General features: G+C 34.9%; 20 protein-coding genes and 1 pseudogene. 6 read left to right on the top strand and 15 right to left on the bottom strand.

Features of this window, described 5'->3' with window-relative positions; all coding sequences use genetic code 11:
* Positions 1-40: 40 nt before the first annotated feature.
* The 8 genes from NOX90_RS02150 to NOX90_RS02185 all read right to left on the bottom strand — a co-directional run bounded on the left by NOX90_RS02150 (position 41) and on the right by NOX90_RS02185 (position 6237).
* Positions 41-688, bottom strand: coding sequence for a hypothetical protein (locus tag NOX90_RS02150; RefSeq protein WP_375604358.1), 648 nt, complete (start codon positions 686-688; stop codon positions 41-43).
* A gap of 113 nt (positions 689-801) precedes the next feature.
* Positions 802-975, bottom strand: a complete 174-nt coding sequence (locus NOX90_RS02155; RefSeq protein WP_375604359.1) for a hypothetical protein — start codon at positions 973-975, stop codon at positions 802-804.
* 759 nt (positions 976-1734) lie between these two features.
* On the bottom strand, positions 1735-1881 hold the full coding sequence (locus NOX90_RS02160) for a hypothetical protein (protein ID WP_375604360.1): 147 nt from the start codon (positions 1879-1881) through the stop codon (positions 1735-1737).
* Positions 1882-2278: 397 nt separating this feature from the next.
* Complete coding sequence (locus NOX90_RS02165) at positions 2279-4384, bottom strand: FtsK/SpoIIIE family DNA translocase (protein ID WP_375604361.1); 2106 nt, start codon at positions 4382-4384, stop codon at positions 2279-2281.
* A 4-nt stretch (positions 4385-4388) separates the two neighbouring features.
* Positions 4389-4664, bottom strand: a complete 276-nt coding sequence (locus NOX90_RS02170) for a YggT family protein (protein ID WP_264719255.1) — start codon at positions 4662-4664, stop codon at positions 4389-4391.
* A gap of 78 nt (positions 4665-4742) precedes the next feature.
* Positions 4743-4913: a hypothetical protein gene (locus NOX90_RS02175; RefSeq protein WP_375604362.1), complete on the bottom strand. Its 171-nt coding sequence runs from the start codon at positions 4911-4913 to the stop codon at positions 4743-4745.
* A gap of 167 nt (positions 4914-5080) precedes the next feature.
* On the bottom strand, positions 5081-5467 hold the full coding sequence (locus tag NOX90_RS02180; RefSeq protein ID WP_375604363.1) for a transposase: 387 nt from the start codon (positions 5465-5467) through the stop codon (positions 5081-5083).
* Between the two features lie 2 nt (positions 5468-5469).
* On the bottom strand, positions 5470-6237 hold the full coding sequence (locus NOX90_RS02185; protein WP_375603768.1) for an IS5 family transposase: 768 nt from the start codon (positions 6235-6237) through the stop codon (positions 5470-5472).
* Between the two features lie 189 nt (positions 6238-6426).
* Between NOX90_RS02185 and NOX90_RS02190 the strand changes: the two genes are divergently transcribed.
* The 4 genes from NOX90_RS02190 to secA all read left to right on the top strand — a co-directional run bounded on the left by NOX90_RS02190 (position 6427) and on the right by secA (position 13086).
* The gene (locus tag NOX90_RS02190; RefSeq protein WP_253303197.1) at positions 6427-7596 is read left to right on the top strand and encodes an IS4 family transposase; all 1170 of its coding nucleotides are present in this window, start codon (positions 6427-6429) and stop codon (positions 7594-7596) included.
* A 478-nt stretch (positions 7597-8074) separates the two neighbouring features.
* Positions 8075-9247 (top strand): 2-oxoglutarate dehydrogenase complex dihydrolipoyllysine-residue succinyltransferase, encoded by a 1173-nt coding sequence (gene odhB, locus NOX90_RS02195; protein WP_375604364.1) that lies wholly within the window; start codon positions 8075-8077, stop codon positions 9245-9247.
* A gap of 772 nt (positions 9248-10019) precedes the next feature.
* Positions 10020-10319 carry a hypothetical protein gene (locus NOX90_RS02200; protein ID WP_375604365.1) on the top strand — a complete coding sequence of 100 codons (300 nt, stop codon included), beginning with the start codon at positions 10020-10022 and terminating at the stop codon, positions 10317-10319.
* 106 nt (positions 10320-10425) lie between these two features.
* On the top strand, positions 10426-13086 hold the full coding sequence (secA, locus tag NOX90_RS02205) for a preprotein translocase subunit SecA (protein ID WP_375604366.1): 2661 nt from the start codon (positions 10426-10428) through the stop codon (positions 13084-13086).
* On the opposite strand, the gene NOX90_RS02210 is transcribed toward secA, so the two are convergent.
* From NOX90_RS02210 to NOX90_RS02220, 3 genes are all read right to left on the bottom strand, one after another.
* Complete coding sequence (locus NOX90_RS02210) at positions 13070-13294, bottom strand: hypothetical protein (RefSeq protein ID WP_375604367.1); 225 nt, start codon at positions 13292-13294, stop codon at positions 13070-13072. The two genes, secA and NOX90_RS02210, sit on opposite strands and share 17 nt — an antisense overlap.
* A 157-nt stretch (positions 13295-13451) precedes the next feature.
* Entirely contained in the window at positions 13452-14228 is a 777-nt protein-coding gene (locus NOX90_RS02215; protein ID WP_375604368.1) for an ankyrin repeat domain-containing protein, read from the bottom strand.
* A gap of 157 nt (positions 14229-14385) precedes the next feature.
* Positions 14386-15375: a ribonucleotide-diphosphate reductase subunit beta gene (locus NOX90_RS02220; protein WP_375604369.1), complete on the bottom strand. Its 990-nt coding sequence runs from the start codon at positions 15373-15375 to the stop codon at positions 14386-14388.
* Between the two features lie 131 nt (positions 15376-15506).
* On the opposite strand from NOX90_RS02220, the gene NOX90_RS02225 reads away from it, so the two are divergent.
* A complete protein-coding gene (locus NOX90_RS02225) occupies positions 15507-15848 on the top strand; it encodes an outer membrane protein assembly factor BamE (RefSeq protein WP_375604370.1) in 342 nt (113 codons plus the stop codon).
* Positions 15849-16111: 263 nt separating this feature from the next.
* Here NOX90_RS02225 and NOX90_RS02230 read toward each other — a convergent pair whose 3' ends face one another.
* The 3 genes and pseudogenes from NOX90_RS02230 to NOX90_RS02240 form a co-directional block, all read right to left on the bottom strand.
* Positions 16112-16570, bottom strand: coding sequence for a transposase (locus NOX90_RS02230; protein WP_375604575.1), 459 nt, complete (start codon positions 16568-16570; stop codon positions 16112-16114).
* Between the two features lie 64 nt (positions 16571-16634).
* On the bottom strand, positions 16635-16877 hold the full coding sequence (locus NOX90_RS02235; RefSeq protein ID WP_375603621.1) for a transposase: 243 nt from the start codon (positions 16875-16877) through the stop codon (positions 16635-16637).
* A 185-nt stretch (positions 16878-17062) separates the two neighbouring features.
* Positions 17063-17809 (bottom strand): annotated as a pseudogene (locus tag NOX90_RS02240) (DNA polymerase domain-containing protein).
* 64 nt (positions 17810-17873) lie between these two features.
* Between NOX90_RS02240 and NOX90_RS02245 the strand changes: the two are divergent.
* Positions 17874-18353 (top strand): DNA polymerase ligase N-terminal domain-containing protein, encoded by a 480-nt coding sequence (locus NOX90_RS02245; RefSeq protein WP_375604371.1) that lies wholly within the window; start codon positions 17874-17876, stop codon positions 18351-18353.
* Here the strand turns inward: NOX90_RS02245 and NOX90_RS02250 are convergent.
* Positions 18337-18705 (bottom strand): hypothetical protein, encoded by a 369-nt coding sequence (locus tag NOX90_RS02250; RefSeq protein WP_375604372.1) that lies wholly within the window; start codon positions 18703-18705, stop codon positions 18337-18339. The genes NOX90_RS02245 and NOX90_RS02250 overlap by 17 nt on opposite strands.

Below are 18705 nucleotides of genomic sequence, written 5' to 3' on the forward strand. Positions count from 1 at the left end.
ATTATACTTCTTCACAACTAAAAATTCTTAGTTCCGCATGTTATAACTGTCGAGTTGAAAATGCAGCAGACGAACTAGATGTTAGATTAGCAAGTATTTCATCCAATGAGTTGCTTGGTTTGTTTCCTTCATCTAGACTAGCAAGTACTTCATTCATTGGTTTATTTTCTTTTGACGAACTAGATGTTAGACTAGCAAGTACTTCACTCATTGGTTTGTTTTCTTCAGCTAGATTAGCAAGTATTTCACCCAATGACTTGCTTGGTTCGTTTTCTTTTGAAGAAGGAGTAATAAGCTTAGCAGTAAAAGTTCCCAATTTGTTAATTGCAGACAGGTTACCAATAAAAATTTCTATTGGGAACACTATTGCTCCTATTACTGCACTTGCTAAAGCTATCGACCACATTCCAAGCATTACATTAGGAAAAACAGCACTGACAGCAACGCCAAGACCAACTCCAACTGCTGTACCGATTACTGTTACAATGCCTAACTTTATAAAAAATGCTTTACTATCTTTAAGGATTTCACCGAAAACTCCATTTTCCTTATCAGGATTACGCGACAAAAGTACTGAAAGCAATATAAACAGCGCCGGATATATAAAACCAATCATTCCTCCCATAATCAAAGGTGAAGAGCTAATAAAGTTCAACACAAAGCCAGCAACGTATCCTATTAAAATCATTCCACAAATAACAATAGGCGGAACAATTATCTTTTTGATTAAAGGTGATTTTACTTGCCTAATAATGATAATAGCTCCAATTAAGCCTAGCGTAAGACAAGCAAGAGCTACCTTTAGGCCTCTATTAAACTTAATACGAAATTAACAGGAATTCCTACAAGACTTAGTGCAAAACCAATAACCATCCCTATCAATTTTATTAAATTTAGCACAAGACTGACAATGCCTCCAATTATAGCACCAATTGCTCCAAGAGCTATAACCTTATCCCTAGTATCTTTTACCACACTGCTTTACTTAAATATTTGTTAACGATGTGATATTATAACGTTATTACTTCGATTTGCAAAGTTATCTTAGCATTATAGTAGACTTCTTGCATAACCATATAAAAAAACCAGTTTTTGGTAGCGCATAGCCGTAAGAAACGAAAAACTTACTTCGCCAGCCTCCTTATCATGAAACTGAAGGTATTCAGTTATCTTCATCTGTGCAGATTAAACAGCAAGAAAACAACGTAGTTGGCGTCTTATTTTTAATTTTTTGCACTATGTGCACCTTATGTCTTCACAACATTTCTGGGTTTTTACCTATATAAGCTGAAACGCAGACAGTATAGTACGCCAATTTGCAGGATTAGAGAGTGAACACTAATTACCACGGGGTTTCTTTTGCCTTTTTTTCTGCTTAGTAAATTTCTTAAACATTTAAACTAAGGTGAGTTGCATTTAAACGCAGCTAAATTACAGTGTTTAAGACTTAAAAAACGCCAAATACTGAAAATAAACAATGACCAGGGCTTCTTTTGCCTTTTTTTTAGATTGGTAAATTTCTTANNAATATTTGTAGCTAACATGAAGCTAAGTACGAACTTTGTTAAACACAACAAATGGTGTCATCCCAGTGCTCCNTATAATGTCATCCCAGTCTGGGATCCAGGAAAATTGATTGTAAACGAGCAAACATTTTCGATAAAATTACCGAAAAGCTGGATCCCAGACTGGGATCTGATGGGCCCAAATCACAATGTTCGTACAGTTGTGGGTTTAGCACCCCTTACAATTTCCAAACACCCCTCCCACATTAGAATTATTAAGTTCACTATAAGGAGGAGCGTTTGGAGGAGGTGATCCATAATTCCTTACTGCTTCTTCAGCCTTCTCAATATTGTCTGATTCTTTCTCATGCTTCATAGAACTTATATGTTAAAAACAAGTCTTTATAAGTATTAAGCAATAGTAATATAAAGATGTATAGAGAAGAGGAGCCGTCATAGATCTTGGTCATAAGGACCGTATTGGAGCAAGGTTCTCTTCTCTGTTTATATACTGAATAGCTCCGAACAACTGATTGAGCTTTGTTTTGTTCATATCTCATACTTTTAAATGTATGATTTTATACTAATTTTTGCTCTTTGCCAATTTTGAAAGAGGTCTATTAATAATTATACACACAATTATTCAATCATATTTTTAAGGAAGACAACTTTTAACTTTGTAAAAGATAGCCAGGAAAATTGCATTTGCAGTAAATTTTAAGATACCCATCTATGGCCTAACTTAACGCGCATGAACGTTTTCAGAAGCCCTATTATTCTACTAATATCTCTCTCTTTCCTGAATAATTTGGAGCACTGACAATACCTTCCTTTTCCATTCTTTCAACGATGTTTGCAGCTCTGTTATAGCCTACTCTAAGCTGCCTTTGAATGTAACTGGTTGAAACTTTTTGATCCCTTTGAATAATGGCCACTGCTTGATTGTAGAGGTTATTTTCTTCATCCTCTATTTCATCACCCAATTCCGTAGAAGAATTTTCATCTTCTTTGGTAATTTCCTCCATGTAATTTGGCTCACCTTGCATTTTCAAATGATCAACTATATCTTGTACCTCATCATCGCTCACAAATGGGCCGTGAATTCGAATAATCTTACCACCAGAGGCCATATAGAGCATATCACCCATACCAAGCAATTGTTCAGCCCCTTGTTCGCCAAGTATTGTGCGGCTATCTATCTTAGAAGTAACAGCAAAACTGATTCTTGTTGGAAAGTTTGCTTTTATCACACCTGTTATCACATCCACGGATGGACGTTGTGTTGCCATTATGATATGTATTCCTGCAGCTCTGGCCATTTGCGCCAAACGCTGAATAGAGCACTCTATCTCTTTGCCGGCAACAAGCATCAAATCTGCCATTTCATCCACGATCACTACAATATACGGAAATGTCTCCATCTTGATTGGTATTTTTTCAAACAAAGGCTTACCTGTTGTTGAGTTAAAGCCAATCTGCACAACGCGCTCCAATTCTATTCCACTATTCATCGCTTCTGTGATTTTTTGATTATAGTTTATAACATTGCGCACATTTAAGTATGACATCATGCGATAGCGGTTTTCCATTTCTTTCACTATCCACTTAAGAGCGACTATAGCCTTTTTTGGCTCTGTTACCACTGGCGTTATGAGATGTGGTATTGCATCATATATTGAAAGCTCAAGCATTTTGGGGTCAATCATTATCATCTTACATTCATCAGGACTTAATCGATAAACGAGTGAAAGAATCATAGTGTTAATCGCAACTGACTTACCTGACCCTGTGGTTCCAGCAACAAGCAAGTGAGGCATTTTGGTTAGATCTGCAATAACTGGTTTTCCACTTATTTCTTTGCCAAGCGCAATTGGGAGATTTAAGTTTGCATTTTGGTATTCTGGTGATTCAAGCAAATCACGCAGCATTACAATTTCTCGTTCCTTGTTCGGCAACTCTATTCCCATAGCATTTTGCCCACGAATTATTGAAATACGTGCAGAGAGTGCACTCATTGAACGTGCAATGTCATCTGCAAGGCCAATTACTCTTGCAGATTTCGTGCCAGCTTGTGGTTCAAGTTTGTATAAAGTCACAACCGGCCCATAGCATACACTGATAATTTTTCCTTGCACGCCAAAATCACTCAGGACTTGTTCCAGCAGAGATAAATTTTTATTGCTCTCCATTTCATTCAGCTGCTTTCTCTGCAAAGACTCCTCTGCTTTAGAAAGTAAATGAATACTTGGAAACTCGAACTCACTGAAAATTTCTTCGGTGGCTTTTTTCTGTCTTTCTTTTGGTTGTTGTTTAGTAGTGATTTTAGTTTTATGTTTTTCTTCTACTACTAATGGTGCAACTGAATATTCAGCAGTTTTATGTGATCTGAGGAATGGAACATTTACAAATAAGCAAACTATTTTTTTACATAAGAAGAATAGAAAGTAAGTTATTTTCTTCCAACCAACCAATCCTACAAGACCTATTGATGTTACTATCACAAATATATAAAACGGGCAGTTATTAATTAGTGTATTCCCTATTATTCCACTGTGTCTGTACCTTGCAGTGATGCCTAGCGAAAGTTGTGGTAGTATAGCACATATCCCTAAATTGATTAATATTAAATAGAGAATTTTCAGCGACCTTTTTGATATCAACAAGTAAACTATGGTTGTAGCTATTGTAACACTAGTTAATCCAAGAAATTGAACCAATATATCAGCTAAATATGAACCTACTATTCCACCTAAATTTGTCACTTTCTCATTTGTAGCTGTGTTTAAGGAAGGATCTTTATAGTTGTAGCTAAAAACTGATATATATACATATATTAAGAGTGATAGATATACTGCTGCTTTTAGATATCTTTTTAGCATCTACTTAAAAGTAGTAATTCATTGTATATTGTACAAAGCGAATTGCTATTAGCAATATCATTATAGATAAATCTAATCCGTTGAACGGTGGTATGTATCTTCTGATAATTTTTAGTGGTGGATATGTCAATTGGTTCAAGATGTGCATTATGCTGCTGACAGTTTCATTATATATGTTCACCATATTAAGTTTAATCAGCCAGTTTAGGATAACCCAACATATTAGAATGAAGCTATAAAGATCAAGTAACGTGTTGAGTAGATATATGATTGGATGCATAGCTTTGCTTTAATTGACTATATTGCACTTGTATTACATGAAAGGTTAAAAATCAAGTCTTGTAGCAATTATACACTTTTATGGTGTTACAGGTATAAATGATAAATTACCAGTATTTTTATTAATAGATATATCTACAGTTTTTGAGCTTGGATCTTTTGCTGTTTCGTAAAATTGTTCAGCTTTTTTTAACATTAATGTTGCATCTACAAGCATAACATAAGTGTAAAAACTGTCTGGAACAATCAAAAAATCTTCAATATATTTGATCGTATGAATAAAGGTTTACAGCCAACTCTAGTGTCTTACAAATTTCTTCAGAGGTTAAATTAGCAACTCCTGTATCGGGGCAAAAGAAACTGCCCTTACTCGGCTTTGTTGCATGGCTACCAATGAGAAGGTGTGATGTAAGGGATTTACGAGGCAAATTCGAAAATAGGCATACCGATATCAGTAAATTTGTTAATCAAGTAGCATTTTAAGATCATCTCTTGAGAACGATTTATTTTGGATTTATTCTTAAAACTAAATCCAAATGTTTTTTTAACCCTAAAGAAAAAACTCTCAATACGTGATCGTGTTCCATACCTTGTCTTCTTTTTCCACTGACTTAAATTGTATGCTTTTCTTATATTGATGTTCTTATTTCGTTCCGATAAATGATCTATATCATTGTAGATTTTTGCATTTTTTCTCGGCTTTATTATGGGTTTTAAATTATACTTATTGCATAACTTATATAAATTTGCTGTATCATAAGCTCCATCTGCACGAAGAGACTTAATCTTAGAGCATGTCTTCAAACTCAAGAATGAGCTAATTTGTGAAGCATAATAGTGATCATATTAAAAAAGATGTTATTTTTTGAAGTGAGAGGAGAATGCTCATAATCCTTACTCATACGTCTAAAATTGGAGAGCCAAGCAAAGGTTCTCTCAACAATCCAACGTTTAGGAATAACCTGAAATCCTGTATCAACTACTTTCTTGGTAATCGTCAACAAACATCCAGTTTCCAATAAACAGCGGTTTTGCAATTTACCTGTATATCCTTGATCAGCAAAAAACTTACGTAATGTTGGAGCTTTGCATTTGGCTTGAACAAAAAGATTTAGTGCACCATCACGATCTTGAATGCTTGCACTGTGTACTTCAGCAGCAATTACAAGACCTAGAGTATCTACAACGATGTGGCGTTTTCTACCCTTTACTTTCTTGCCAGCATCATATCCTCTGGATCNCCCTTTTTGAGTGGTTTTTACTGATTGACTGTCAATTATTCCTACTGATGGAGTTTCATTCTTACCAATTATCTTTCTTAGTTTTTTAACTAGAAAATCATGAATTTCTTGCCATATTCCACTTTTTTTTAAACGCGAATTACAACTATACACGGTTTTCCATGGTGGAAAATTCTTAGGTAGTTGTCTCCATTGACAGCCTGTTCTCATCACATACCTTATTGCATCGATAATCGTTCTGATACTGTGTTTTCTTGGTCTGCCGGTCTTTTTAGGTTCAAAATATTGCTCTATCATCTTCCATTCTTTGTCACTTATATCGCTTGGGTACATTTAAAATATATCTTATAACACACTTCTTAACTCCTTTCTACTTAGTTTGAAGACATGCTCTAAGATCAAAGAACTTAAAAACCCTGCCCAGAATGGACAAAATCAAAAGATGGCACATTGTCTAAGGGGTCTGGGCATAAGTGTTGAAAGTAACACAAAAAAGACATAAAGAACTATTATTGCAAGAAAATGGAGGCAATAATGGATCAAATAGAAAGAGTACTAAATTTAATAAAAGATGAGGATTTAGAAAGGCTAGGAAAATTAAGTGAAGTAGATAAATGTAATACTAAATTGTTGGGCAAGATTATATTTAAAGGTCTAATGAAGTTAATATTAATGGGGCAAAAAACAAGCCTAAGAGCGCTAGAAATGGTAATAAACAGGTGTATAATGGATAAGAATAGCGATAAAAGTACAGTAACATACAGTGGTTTGTCAAAAAGGTTAAAAGTTATAAATCCAGAATATTTTAAGGGAGTATATATTGATTTGATGAGCAAGATTAAAAAGCTATTACCCCAAAAAACATCAAATAACTTACATAAGTTTGATTCGACGATCATAAATTTATCGGGATATCTCATAAAAGATGGGCTAAAAATAGGCGGTAAAAGTAACGACAGTCAAGTTAAAGTGAGTGTAGGATTAAAGGATCAATTGCCGACAAGTATAAGATTTTGTAAAGGACAAGAAGAAAGTAGTGAAGATATAGCATTAGTGAGAGCAATTAATGAAGCTAAAGTTGAAAAAGAGGATATTTTATTATTTGATAGAGGAATCAGAAAAGTTGGAACTTTTGCCGAATTTGATGAAAAGGAGTACAAATTTATCACAAGAGTTAAAGTGGGAAGAAAACATGATGTTATAAGCAGGAACAAAGTTATAAGAGAACAAAAATCGGATGGATCAGAGATTTTAGAAGATATAATAGTTAATCTTTATCGTGCACGAGGTAAAGTGGCAGAAAAGCATGATCTACGGCTAATAAAAATCAGAAATAAAATTGGAGATGAAATATGGTTTTTGACAAACTTGTTTGAAATGCCAGCTTATGAAGTAACAGAGCTATATAGGCGCAGATGGGATATAGAAGTGTTCTTTAAATTTATAAAGCAAAATCTTGGATATAAGCACTTTTTAAGCCATACTATGAATGGCATGAAGGTGTATATTTACATGATTATTATTACGGCTTTGTTATTTCTTGTTTATAAAATCAAAAATAATCTACATGGGTTCAAAATAGCATTACTGCAATTCACATTGGATCTAAATGACTCTTTTATACGTTCGATTGTTTTACTGTCGGGAGGTAATTTACATGCCGTTGATCATCTCATATCACGTTATTTTTGATACTTTCAACACTTATGGGGTCTGGGCACTGGGATAACACCCTACTAGCGGAAGTTACTCTCAAATATGTTAGCTATAAATGTTAAGAAATTTACCAAACGAAAAAAAGGCAAAAGAAATCCCGTGTTAACTAGTTGCCACTCTCTAATCCTGCAAATCGGCGTTCTATACTGTCTGCGTTTCAGCTTATATAGCTAGAAATGTTGTGAAGACATAAGGTGCACATAGTGCAAAAAATTAAAAATAAGACGCCAACTAAGTTGTTTTCTTGCTGTTTAATCTGCACAGATGAAGATAACTGAATACCTTCAGTTTCATAATAAGGGAGCTGGCGAAGGAATCTTTATGGCTGCGCTGGAATGACATTTGGGAGTTGTGGTCCACTTCTAAATGATAAGAGCCTCAATGAATTTATTAGTTTATTACATGTCTCTTTTCATGTATAAATCTATAAAAAGTTTTATACGGAAGTTGTTTTATGAGCAAAATTATAGAAATCAGAGCACCAAAAACTCTTGGTGGTGAATCAGTCACAGAAGGTATAGTAAAAATAAAGAAAAATATTGGCGAGGCAGTAAAAGTAGATGACTTGCTCTTTGAAATTGAGACTGACAAAACAGCACTCGAATTAACTGCAGAAGCTTCAGGGCAAATAACTGAATTTCTTGTAAAGGAAGATGATGTGATAAGTCCTGATCAATTGTTAGCGAAGCTTTCTGTGGGGGAAGTAAAAGAGGAAGCGAGAAAAGAAGATAAAAGCGAAAGTGCTGCTAAAAAAGATGCTCCATCAGCTCGCAAAATTATGGAGGAAAATTCAATCAATGCAGAAAGTGTTAAAGGAACTGGTATGGGAGATAGAATAACAAAAGCAGATGTGATAGGCCATATAAACAAAGCTGAACAGCCTGCAATAAAACAATATGAATTGCCAAAAAGTATAGTAAGTGGAGAGCAAAGAGAGGAACGAGTAAAAATGAGCAAAATAAGGCAAGTAATTGCCGCTCGTTTGAAAGCGTCGCAAAATACTGCTGCAATACTGACCACGTTCAATGAAATTGACATGAAAAATGTCATGGATCTAAGAGCAAAATATAAGGACACTTTTGAAAAAAAATATGGAATAAAACTTGGTTTTATGTCGTTTTTTATAAAGGCAGCGGTGCAAGCACTGAAAGAGATCCCTGAAATTAACGCTGAGATCTCAGGCGATGAGATCATATATAAACATTACTATGACATAGGTGTTGCTGTTGGCACCGATAAAGGTCTTGTTGTGCCAGTTATTCGAAATGCTGATCAGATGTCATTTGCTGAAATAGAGTTGACTTTAGTTGCTCTTGGTAAAAAAGCACGAGAAGGTAAGTTACAAGTGTCAGAAATGGAAGGTGCAACATTCACTATCTCAAACGGCGGAGTATACGGTTCGCTTCTTTCTACTCCGATAATAAACCCTCCGCAATCTGGAATACTTGGAATGCATTCAATACAAAATAGGCCAGTTGCCGTGGGCAACTCAATTGAAATTAGACCTATGATGTATATCGCTCTCTCTTACGACCACAGAATAGTTGATGGCAAAGGAGCAGTGACTTTCCTTGTTAAAATAAAAAATTATATAGAAGATCCAAATAGGTTGGTTTTGGAAGTATAATTTTAAACATGATCCCATAGCTCAGTTGGTAGAGCGGCTATCAGTAGGTCGTGTACACTGGGATCACTGAACAAGGAGAAGGTTTGAAAAGTTGACAAATTTTACTAAAGTGTATATAATAATATTAGGATATAGGTATGTTGGGTAGTAACTTAATAAATGCAATATATAATGAGAGAGGTGTTGCGAGTATATTAAAAGATAGGAGTAAACAAGAAATACAAGACGTTCTTTTAAATTATACACATAAAGTAAATAGTAAGAAACTTTTGTCAGTGACTTATACGTTACTTACTTATGCTATATGTGAACACAATGATCAGGCTATTAAAGATATTCTACAAATAGCTGAAGAAAATGGTATTCTTGAACAAATTCTTGGATTGAGAGCGACTGACCAACTAACTTCTTTGTTAAAGCACAATACTNNGGTTTACCTTTTTATTATGCTATATGTGAACACAATGATCAGGCTATTAAGAGTATCCTAGAAAAATCTCAGAGGAATGGTATTGAGGGATTAATCTTAAGTAATACGGCAGGAGATCTTGGTGGAGATATTGAAAGTAGTCATACTGATAAATGGATTTATCTTTTCAGCAAGCATCCTAACATTGCTTGCTCAATTCTTAAATCTGGTCCATTTAAATATAGATTTACTGAAAAGGAGCTAGGTAAATTAACTGAGAAAATTGATAAAGGTCAATGTAAAGAAGTAATAAATACAATTCGGAAAAGACAATTACATTTATCATGTGCTATTAGTGTTGCAATGATAGCTACTGCAGTAGGTATTACTGCTGGCACTGTTTGGTTAGAAATTGAATACGGTGTATTTCCTTTTATATCTCTTAATGTAATATCAGTTTCGCAGGTGTCGCCCAATGCACCTGCTATACCAGCTTTATTAGCTACTGCAGGAGCATTGATAGCACTGTGTTTAGGAATTATAGGAGGAGTGAAATTTCTTGATTCGTTTCATAAGTTGAATGAAATGAAAGCTTCTGAACCTAATACTGACATGAACGGAGTTAGTACGCAAAATCAAGAAAAGACAGAGCAGCATATTTAACTAAGCACTAAGGAATGCTCTGTGCACTCCTTTGCTATTATATATCATTGCTGTAGGCTGCATTTAGTAATATAATCTCATATTAAATAAGACTTTACTTAAGTTTATGTTAGATTCTCCGCTAATTTTGACAGCCATTCTTATATTTTTCATTTTTATATTGTCGTTTCTTTTTATAAAAAAGACATTTGGGTCAACAAATAAGAAGATCGTAAAATCCTTCAGAAAAATTGTTGAGAAAATCAATGCATTGGAATCTGATATGCAGAGTTTATCTGATGAGGAGCTTGCTGGTAAAACTGAAGAATTCAAACAAGAATTGAAAAATGGCAAAACACTAAATGACATTCTTGTACCCGCATTTGCGGTTGTGCGCGAAGCATCGCGAAGATTTCTTAGCATGAGACATTTTGATGTTCAGCTAATTGGTGGAATGGTACTCCACAGTGGCATGATATCAGAAATGAAAACAGGGGAGGGAAAGACACTCGTTGCAACTTTAGCAGCATATCTAAATTCCTTAGAAGGGAAAGGCGTGCACGTCGTAACTGTTAACGACTACCTTGTAAAACGAGACACAGAATGGATGAGCAAATTATATAATTCTCTTGGGGTTTCTGTTGCGTTTATTACGAATAACTTGACAGATGAAGAGAGAAAAGAGGCTTACAGTGCAGATATCGTGTATTCCACAAATAACGAGCTTGCCTTTGATTACTTGCGGGACAATATGAAATTCTCTCAAGAAGACATGGTTCAGAGAGGCTTTCACTACGGAATAGTTGATGAAGTGGACTCCATATTGATTGATGAAGCTCGCACTCCGCTTATTATTTCTGGCCCGGTTGAGGAAAATAATCAGATATATAAGCATATCAATAAAATAGTAACCAAATTAGTTGACTCTGATTATGAGGTAGACGAAAAGGGTAGGGCAGTGTTCCTTACTGAAGATGGTATTTCACGAGTGGAGGAACTACTCAGGTCATATAATCTCATTCCTGAAAATTCTTCGCTTTATGATACCAACAATATGATAATGACCCACTACATAGACCAAGCATTGCGTGCACATAAGCTGTTCACTGCTGACAAAGATTATATAGCAAAGGATGGCAAGGTAGTGATTATTGATGAGTTTACTGGGCGTATGATGGAGGGCAGGAGATATTCCGATGGTCTTCATCAGGCACTTGAAGCGAAGGAAAATCTTGAAATTCAGCATGAGAACCAAACTTTAGCTTCAGTCACATTTCAGAATTACTTTCGTATGTACAATAAACTTTCCGGAATGACTGGAACAGCAGCAACAGAAGCAGAAGAGTTTCGTGATATATACAGAATAAATGTAGTAAAAATTCCAACTAATGTACCTGTAAAAAGAATAGACATCGATGATGAGATTTACGGTACAGAAAAGGAAAAGTTTAATGCTGTATTAAACTTTATAGAAGAATGCCACAAGCGCCTTCAACCAGTTCTAGTTGGCACGGTAAGCATCGAAAACTCTGAGAAGCTTTCTGCGCTTTTGCAAAGTCATTCTCTTAAACATTCAGTATTGAATGCTCGTTATCACGAACAAGAGGCGTACATAATAGCGCAAGCTGGGGTGCCAGGCAGCATTACTATAGCAACTAACATGGCAGGGCGTGGAACTGATATTCAGCTTGGTGGAAATGCTGAAATGATTGCAAAGGTAGAGCTGAAGAAGATAAAAAATGATGATGAAAGAGANAAAAAATATCAAGAAATAGTCGAAAGAGTAAAAAAAGATAAGGAAGTTGCTATAAAAGCTGGTGGTTTATGTGTGGTTGGAACCGAAAGACATGAAAGCAGGAGAATAGATGATCAATTACGTGGCCGTTCTGGCCGTCAAGGTGATCCTGGACTTTCTAAGTTCTTTTTATCACTTGAAGATGACCTAATGAGAATATTTGGCTCTGATAGAATGAGAAGTTTTTTACAAAAAGTAGGATTAAAGAATAACGAAGCTATTCATCATCCATGGATCAATAAGGCACTTGAGAAGGCACAAAAGAAAGTTGAAGCTAGAAATTATGATATGCGGAAGTCTTTGCTTAAGTTTGATGACGTAATCAACAACCAACGTAAAGTTATTTTTAAGCAGAGAAACAATATCTTAGGCAATGAGATTAATGGTTTACTTGAAGTATATAGCGAAGTAAATGAGAGCATAGTAGAAGGTATAATCCAAAGTGGCTATTATGAGGATTATATTGAAGATATAATCAAAGAATTCCATACAAGGTATGGAATAACGCTTGATAAAGAAGATTTAGCAAAGTTTTTGAACAAACAGGAAGCTTTGGGTTATATAAATGGTAAGATACAGGAATTCTTTGCTGAAAAAGAAAAATATTTCAATAGTCAGCAAACTACAGATTTGTGGAATACGATAGTGAAGCAAATGATGATAATGACACTTGATCATTTATGGAGGGAACACCTTTCAGTTCTAGAGAGCCTAAGACAAAGCATAAGCTTACGTGCTATGGGGCAGAAAGATCCACTGAATGAATTTAAACGCGAAGCTTTCTTGATGTTTGAGTCAATGCTTGAAAAGTGGAAAGAACTTACCATTCACCGCTTAGCACACTTTAAGTTGGTAGATAACCAAGAAATAGGCAATAGGTTACACTCTGCTAGAAATAGCAGACTTCCCAAAGTCTCAAGAAACGACAAATGTCCTTGCAACTCTGGGAAGAAGTACAAACACTGCCACGGCGTGGTTACTGTGGTAAATTAGCAGCTGTGGTCTGCTCACCTATATTACTCCAGCTAACCTCACTTAACTTGCTATTTAACGAATGCTCTGATACCTTATATGCAACTCCATAGGCAATACCACCAACTATCAGTGCAGATGCTACAGTAATTCCAATTATTGCTAGTGCAGGTAATGCAGTAGCGTAAACGAGTGCTAATGGAGCAACAATGGCAGCTAATATACCCACAGTAATTCCTGCTGTTATAGCTTTAGGTCTATGAATAAATGATGGATCTGCACCATAATTTAGTAGAAGTTTTGCTACTTTTGGATGTTGATAATTTAGTCTTGGATATTCACCATGAGTGTAATAAACAGCATAATATAAAGGAGTCCTTCCGTCTTTATCTTGTTACATCAACACCTGCCCCTCCTTTTAATAGAGCCTCTGCTATTTGTGTGTACTCATTCTCAGCAGCATAATGCAAAGGAGTTTTTCCATTTTTATCTTGCACATTAACGTCTGCATGTCCTTCTTTTAGTAGAGTTTCTACTATTTGCACATATCCACGCTGAGCAACATAATGCAAAGGAGTGAATCCACATTTACTTTGTACATTAGTAGCTCCTGCTCTTAACAGAGATTTCACCATTTCTATCTCTCTATCTCCATGACAAACAGCATAGTCCAAAGGAGTAAATCCCCTGTCATCTTGCATACTAACGTTTGCTTTTGCTGCAAGTAAGATTTTCACTATTTGTGTATACCCGTTCTCAGCAGCATAATGCAAAGGAGTTTTTCCATCTTTACCTTGTAGATTAACCTTTGCTCCTTCTTGTATCAGAAATACCAATACTTCTTGACTTTTCTTTCTAGCAGCACAATGCAAAGGAAAGCCATCATTAACATCAAAACCATTTGCCACCAAATGCTTTGCTAGTTTTTCACAATTAAACTCAGCTGCTAATTGTAGTAAATTACCATATGGAAATTTCTTTAAATCAAAATTATCTTTTTCCCACCTCTTAAGAAGTTCTTCCCAATCTTTCTTAATCCACTCATCTAAATTTTCTTCATTGAGCTTAGTCTCTATTTTAGCTTTTATTTTATCAGCTATATTTTCCTTATTCAGATCTTGGCTAAAATTGACTGCCATTAGTATTTTACTTAACTCCTGCATTTTTTCTCTCCAAATCTTAAAGCTTTATTATGGCATATGAAGTGGATCATGTCAATGAAGAACTAAGAAACTGGTTCTTTTTTTTCAGGTTCCAGCGTCACGCGCTGGAATGACAAGAAAGGAGTGCTGGAATGACAAAGAAGAGTGAAATTAGCACTTATTTATTGTTTGTGTCGTTTTCAGCAAAAGCTTCCTCCCACGTACCTTGAGTTGCTGCGCGGCTATATTCTGTTACTCTATTTTCGAAGAAATTCGTATGTTCCACGCCATTTAGTATTTCATCAAGCCATGGAATAGGATTATCATTGACATCATATATGGATTCAAGACCTAATTGCATTAACCGTCTGTTTGCTACGTAGCGTATGTAATTGCGCACTTCTTCTGCGGATAGTCCTTCAACGTCTCCGAAATCAAAAGCAAGCTTTATAAACTCATCCTCAAGTTCAACAATAGTGCGACATGCAGAATATAATTCCTCTTTAAACTCGTCGTCCCAAATTTCATTATTCTCTTTAATAAATGTATTAAACAACATGATAATTGAATTGGTGTGCAAAGTTTCATCACGGGCTGACCAGGCAATTATTTGTCCCATGCCTTTCATTTTTCCAAAGCGTTGAAAATTGAGCAAAATTGCAAATGATGCAAATAACTGCAGCCCCTCGGTAAATGCACCAAACACTGCTAGAGTTTTAGCTACATGTTTTTTATCATGTTTTTTGCTTTCCTCGAATTCTAACATGTATTCATACTTCTTTCTCATAGCATCATACTTTAAGAATGCTTGATACTCGCTTTCTGGCATGCCAATTGTGTCTAAAAGATAAGAATAAGCTGCAATGTGTATGGTTTCCATATTGGAAAAGCTTGCAAGCATCATGCATATTTCTGTTGGCTTAAATATATTTGAATAATGCCTCATGTAACAGTTATTTACTTCAATGTCTGCCTGAGTAAAAAATCTAAAAATCTGAGTTAGTAGATTTTTCTCTACGTTTGAAAGTTTAGTTTTCCAATCCTTTACGTCATCAGCAAGCGGAACTTCCTCAGGTATCCAATGTATCCTTTGTTGCTGTAGCCACGCATCATAAGCCCAAGGATAATTAAAAGGTTTGTATATTGGATCTGCTTTTAACAATGACATAAGACACCTATTATTTTCTAAAGTAAATATTATATTAAATGATATTTAGGATCAGTCAATTTAACTTTTTTGAAATTTGACGGCAGGTAATTTCTTAGTGTATTATAGCTTCAAGTAATTTATCAACAAAAATGCGAGTATTAATATCCTTTGTTTTATTATTTTTAATAAGCTGCACTCACACTATTCATAATCACGGAGCTCCTGGCATTAATTTTGAATTGTGGAACAAGATAAAAGTAGGTGACGATAAAGAAAAAGTGGTTCACACTTTAGGATCACCAACATTAGTATCAAAGTTTGATGACAATGTTTGGTACTATGTCTCATATAAAATTAAACAAGCTAACTTCTTAGGAAAAAGGAAGTATAGCAGTAAGTCTCTGCAAATTTCATTTGATCAAGATGGTAAAATTGCAGATATAAAAGAAACTGACATCTCAGAGAGATCTTTGGCTGTTTTTTCTGATTGAAAATCTGCTCAGATCTCTTCACGTCATACCATCACAACTGTACGAATTTCTTGCGTTGTAGTAGAATGAATGTAGGATGTTAACCGCCGGTAGCGCGTGACGCTAGGCCATAAAAATTCCTTCGCCAGCGCCCTTATCATGAAACTGAAGCTATTGTATTTGCTTTCGCCAATCTGTAGATTAAAAGGTAAGGATTACTTAATGTATCGGCGTCTTATGTTCAATTTTTTGCACTATCTGCACCTTAGAGCATGTCTTCAAACTCAAGAATGAGCTAATTTGTGAAGCATAATAGTGATCATATTAAAAAAGATGTTATTTTTTGAAGTGAGAGGAGAATGCTCATAATCCTTACTCATACGTCTAAAATTGGAGAGCCAAGCAAAGGTTCTCTCAACAATCCAACGTTTAGGAATAACCTGAAATCCTGTATCAACTACTTTCTTGGTAATCGTCAACAAACATCCAGTTTCCAATAAACAGCGGTTTTGCAATTTACCTGTATATCCTTGATCAGCAAAAAACTTACGTAATGTTGGAGCTTTGCATTTGGCTTGAACAAAAAGATTTAGTGCACCATCACGATCTTGAATGCTTGCACTGTGTACTTCAGCAGCAATTACAAGACCTAGAGTATCTACAACGATGTGGCGTTTTCTACCCTTTACTTTCTTGCCAGCATCATATCCTCTGGATCCCCTTTTTGAGTGGTTTTTACTGATTGACTGTCAATTATTCCTACTGATGGAGTTTCATTCTTACCAATTATCTTTCTTAGTTTTTTAACTAGAAAATCATGAATTTCTTGCCATATTCCACTTTTTTTAAACGCGAATTACAACTATACACGGTTTTCCATGGTGGAAAATTCTTAGGTAGTTGTCTCCATTGACAGCCTGTTCTCATCACATACCTTATTGCATCGATAATCGTTCTGATACTGTGTTTTCTTGGTCTGCCGGTCTTTTTAGGTTCAAAATATTGCTCTATCATCTTCCATTCTTTGTCACTTATATCGCTTGGGTACATTTAAAATATATCTTATAACACACTTCTTAACTCCTTTCTACTTAGTTTGAAGACATGCTCTTAGACCTTTAAATATAATCTTGCCCAACAATTTAGTATTACATTTATCTACTTCACTTAATTTTCCTAGCCATTTCTAAATCCTAATCTTTTATTAAATTTAGTACTCTTTTCTATTTGATCCATTATTGCCTCCATTTTCTTGCCGTCTTTAATGTCTTTATTCTTTTGTTATTACTTGCAGCCTTTGCCGTTTGGCCATAAGAATTACGGGAAATATCAAGATAAATTAAACCTTCACGTGATTTTTTTCTTATATCAACTGAAAACTCGTTTGGATATTCCTGAGCAATTGCAGCAGTAATTTTATGTAACATATCTCGCACTTGATCAAAATTCATTTTTTGTTTTATATAGCTAACTACGTGTAGCCCAACTTACCCTGTAGTCATCACATATGGTTTAAATTTTCTATCTTCTAATTGCACCTTTAGTAACTTAGCTGCCTTACATGCTAGGTCAAAACGAGTACTAGGTGAATCTATATCTATGATCAAAATATCTGGATTTTCTGGATTTTCAATTGTACTCAGCCACCTATGAAACTCAATTGTGTTATGATTTACCAGATAAATTAAGCTCTCTTTATCATTACATAAAATATGTTTTACTGTCCCTCCCATTTTCCTTTTCAATTCGCATGTTTTAAACCATTTAGGTAAGTCTTCCTGCGCATGTTGTCGGTAGAACCCTTCTTGCGCGATACCATGTGGAAAACAATGAACAGTCAAGGGACGATCTTTTATATATGGTAGTAAACGACCAGCAATAGCTGTATAATACTTCACAAATTCACCTTTAGTTATATTACTTTCTGGAAATAATACTTTCTCAGGGTGAGTTATATTTATTGTATTATTCGACTCTTCCATATAAAACTTATGAAACTTTAAAATGGATTATAATTAATCTAATTTTAGGAGCAAAGCAAGTTTAATGTCACTGCAACAAAAGCAAGATTTCACTAAAACTAAAGAGCCTAAAGGTGATAATCAAGCATTAACTAAGCCTATATTTGTTGTTCAAACACATTCTGCTTCACATTTACATTATGATTTTAGATTAGAAATTAATGGCGTACTAAAATCTTGGGTTATTCCAAAGGGTCCTTCAAGCGATACTCATGATAAAAGACTAGCTATTGAAACAGAAGATCATCCACTTGAGTATGCTAATTTCGAAGGAGTCATTCCAAAGGGAGAATATGGTGCAGGCACTGTAGAAATTTGGGACAAAGGAACGTTTGATAACATAACTAAGAAAAATGGTGAAATAGTTCCAGTAGATCAAGCTTTGAAAGATGGCCATATAGATATTTGGCTGGATGGTCATAAATTAAAAGGAGGCTTTACTTTGATATTTTTTAAAAAAGAAAAAAATAGTAAACAGTGGTTGCTTATTAAAAAATATCAGTAGCAGATATGTAGCGCAGGTAACTTGTATAAGCTAAAGTTGCTAACGTAAGAGTACCTGTTTCTTTAAAATCAAACTCCTTTTTAAGTAGTGAATGTAGGTTTTGTTGTTCATCAATCATGCTTAATGAAGCTTCTAAAAAATACTTAACACGTTTAATGTTCTGTAATCGCGCTGCAATCATAGCAAGTGCATTTGCATAATTTGTTAAATAAAAGGAATCCTGCTCTACATAGTAACAAAATCTTTCTCTTGATAATGTCCCATTCATCAATTCTTGGTTAAATGGTTGGTTAATAATGTCTTGGTAAACATGTTCTGATTTTCTCCATACTGTTTCTGATAATTTAGTCAT

This window comes from Wolbachia endosymbiont of Anurida maritima, from assembly GCF_042182995.1.
Classification (GTDB): Bacteria; Pseudomonadota; Alphaproteobacteria; order Rickettsiales; family Anaplasmataceae; genus Wolbachia.

What these genes read in the sequence shown, in the direction of transcription:
- NOX90_RS02165 (WP_375604361.1), bottom strand. Translation starts at nt 4,384, where the DNA reads ATGCTAAAAAGATATCTAAAAGCAGCAGTATATCTATCACTCTTAATA.
- NOX90_RS02225 (WP_375604370.1), top strand. Translation starts at nt 15,507, where the DNA reads ATGCGAGTATTAATATCCTTTGTTTTATTATTTTTAATAAGCTGCACT.
- NOX90_RS02190 (WP_253303197.1), top strand. Translation starts at nt 6,427, where the DNA reads ATGGAGGCAATAATGGATCAAATAGAAAGAGTACTAAATTTAATAAAA.
- NOX90_RS02235 (WP_375603621.1), bottom strand. Translation starts at nt 16,877, where the DNA reads ATGTACCCAAGCGATATAAGTGACAAAGAATGGAAGATGATAGAGCAA.
- NOX90_RS02200 (WP_375604365.1), top strand. Translation starts at nt 10,020, where the DNA reads ATGATAGCTACTGCAGTAGGTATTACTGCTGGCACTGTTTGGTTAGAA.
- NOX90_RS02220 (WP_375604369.1), bottom strand. Translation starts at nt 15,375, where the DNA reads ATGTCATTGTTAAAAGCAGATCCAATATACAAACCTTTTAATTATCCT.
- NOX90_RS02170 (WP_264719255.1), bottom strand. Translation starts at nt 4,664, where the DNA reads ATGCATCCAATCATATATCTACTCAACACGTTACTTGATCTTTATAGC.
- NOX90_RS02245 (WP_375604371.1), top strand. Translation starts at nt 17,874, where the DNA reads ATGTCACTGCAACAAAAGCAAGATTTCACTAAAACTAAAGAGCCTAAA.
- NOX90_RS02150 (WP_375604358.1), bottom strand. Translation starts at nt 688, where the DNA reads ATGATTTTAATAGGATACGTTGCTGGCTTTGTGTTGAACTTTATTAGC.
- odhB (WP_375604364.1), top strand. Translation starts at nt 8,075, where the DNA reads ATGAGCAAAATTATAGAAATCAGAGCACCAAAAACTCTTGGTGGTGAA.
- NOX90_RS02250 (WP_375604372.1), bottom strand. Translation starts at nt 18,705, where the DNA reads ATGACTAAATTATCAGAAACAGTATGGAGAAAATCAGAACATGTTTAC.
- NOX90_RS02160 (WP_375604360.1), bottom strand. Translation starts at nt 1,881, where the DNA reads ATGAAGCATGAGAAAGAATCAGACAATATTGAGAAGGCTGAAGAAGCA.
- NOX90_RS02215 (WP_375604368.1), bottom strand. Translation starts at nt 14,228, where the DNA reads ATGCAGGAGTTAAGTAAAATACTAATGGCAGTCAATTTTAGCCAAGAT.